This window comes from Paenibacillus sp. OT2-17, from assembly GCF_009827695.1.
Taxonomy (GTDB): domain Bacteria; phylum Bacillota; class Bacilli; order Paenibacillales; family Paenibacillaceae; genus Paenibacillus; species Paenibacillus polymyxa_B.
In genome coordinates this window covers 1-2,048 of the sequence record NZ_WUDQ01000626.1, presented here as the reverse complement: position 1 = coordinate 2,048, position 2,048 = coordinate 1, and the positions used below count along the sequence as shown (strand labels likewise).

2 protein-coding genes and 2 pseudogenes are annotated in these 2,048 nt (G+C 43.8%); all 4 read left to right on the top strand.

The window, feature by feature from the left end; translation table 11 throughout:
- A pseudogene (locus GRP75_RS30095) lies at positions 1-524 on the top strand (XRE family transcriptional regulator); the annotation flags it as partial.
- Entirely contained in the window at positions 490-834 is a 345-nt protein-coding gene (locus GRP75_RS30090; protein ID WP_237449192.1) for a hypothetical protein, read from the top strand. The pseudogene GRP75_RS30095 and the gene GRP75_RS30090, both read left to right, overlap by 35 nt.
- A 234-nt stretch (positions 835-1,068) precedes the next feature.
- Positions 1,069-1,488, top strand: coding sequence for a hypothetical protein (locus GRP75_RS25405; protein WP_160790713.1), 420 nt, complete (start codon positions 1,069-1,071; stop codon positions 1,486-1,488).
- Between the two features lie 71 nt (positions 1,489-1,559).
- Positions 1,560-2,048: pseudogene (locus tag GRP75_RS25400) on the top strand (DUF3592 domain-containing protein); the annotation flags it as partial.

Genomic DNA, 2,048 nt, shown 5'->3' with positions numbered 1-2,048 from the left:
ATTTTTATTTGGAGAAGTTTGGTCGTTCGGATGAGGTGGACCTGCCCGCACCGCTAAAAAAAGCAATTTTATTTTATAAAATCCAGTATTTTCGCTCGAAAAATCATTATTATGATGTGCTGAATAACGTTACGCAGCTAAGCCGTCTAGTGGAAGAGGGGACGGAAAACTGGCTGAATGCGCAAAACATTATGATGGAGGCCTGTATTCAAGTTAAGCAATTTGATCAGGCGAAGCAGGTATTCGAGCAGACGATGCGCAGAGTATATGATGATCGGCTTTTTCACCGTTTGACGGGCCTGTATGTGGCTTACAGCGGATATTGTTTTGCCATGGGTTCTGTACAGGAAGCACTGCTAACGTTGTCTATGGCTGAGGCCAATTTGGTCTATTTGGAAAATGCGGCAGATATGCTCACGACCATTCTGAACAACCGGATTATTATGCTGACATCGATTGGTGAGCTGGGAGCGGGAGGAAATGCAGCAGATGATGCTGCCCGTTACGCTAATTTATCGCTGTGAGATTGCGTTTGCGCGAAAAAATTGGGGGCTTCTCTCACAGCATTTGGATCAACTGCGTAAAACAAATCTGACAACAGATCAGCAAATGGGGCTTGATTTTTATGAAAGCCAGCTTGCGCTTGCTCAGGGAAATCAGGACGCCTTTTGGATGCATGCCTTGCAATGCTTGCCTTATTTTGAAGCTCTCCAGCATCCAGCGCGGCTTGAACAGTTATATGAAACGCTGGCAGTTGTGTCCGAGGACAGTCGTCGTTATAAAGAATCATCGGCGTATTATCGCAAATTGGTCTATCTTTTGCGTAAAAAATAGCCTGAATTCACTCGTTTTTCACAAAACTATCGGATGATCGTGCGAAAGAATACTCCAAAGTGTGCAAAATTTTGTGTAAACCGTCCCAGAGTTCAAAATAAACCGGAAAAGTACAGGTTAAAGCTCCTGTTTTTTCGGTTTTTTTGTATGCGCCAAAACGTATTGTGATGCCATATACCCTCTTTTATACTGAATTCATAGGGAACGACAATACAAAATACGAGGTGCAACCACATGATGAACTTATTCGGGAAAAAGAAAAAACAGCAGGATGCGATAGAACAAGCAGATCAACTGATGAATAAAGGCCTGTCAGGATTATTTATGAAAGGTTTGGTACCCAAAGAGCATCGGGAACAGATTAACCAAAGCCTAAACTCGGCAAGACAAGCTCAAACGGCGGCTAACGGTGGTTTGGCGATGGCAGCGACTGCGGTTGTTATTTCGGTAACAGATACCGGGAAGCTCGTGAATTTTGATCCGATTGTGGTGCTAATGCTAGATGTGACAGAAGTAAACGGTAATCGATATCCAAAAACGTTGGAAACGCTCGTATCCAAGCTGCAAAATCCGCGACCTGGAGATACGGTGGGTCTGGGGAGCAATCCGGTAAATCCATCGGAGCTGATTTATATGGGTCTGGTGACAGTGTAAATGAGCAGGTCGTTTCACCTTTCTTGCTGACATATAATTTGAACAGATGATTGAAAAAGGGGTTTTGGAGGATGAAAGGATTTTTGAGTATGATCGGGGTACTTATGGTGTTTGGTACTGCTTTGACGACGATTATTCCTTTGACTTCCATGGCTCAATTTCAGCCAGGCTCGATCATTCCGTTGGTCGTATCGGAGAAAGATAAACTGAAAGTAGGACTTGACCTGAAAGGGCAGGTGTCGCAGACGGATTTGCAAGCGTTAATGAATGAGCAAATGGCCAAGCAGGGCGTATCGCCTGAGCTGATGGAAATTGCCAAAACCGGTAAGCAGGCATATGCGAAGGTGCTGGATGTTACACCCATGGGGGAAGCAGGATCTAATAAAATTAAGCTTCAATTTACGCTGAGTGTTACGAAAAACAACGGCGATACATTTAATGTAACCACGCAAAAGGTTGTTTTTTCTTCCCAACTATCCAAGCTGCAGCAGGGAAGTATTATAGAGGTCATTTATTCACCTCAAGATCCTTCGAAATTGGTCTTTAAAACACAAGTGAGT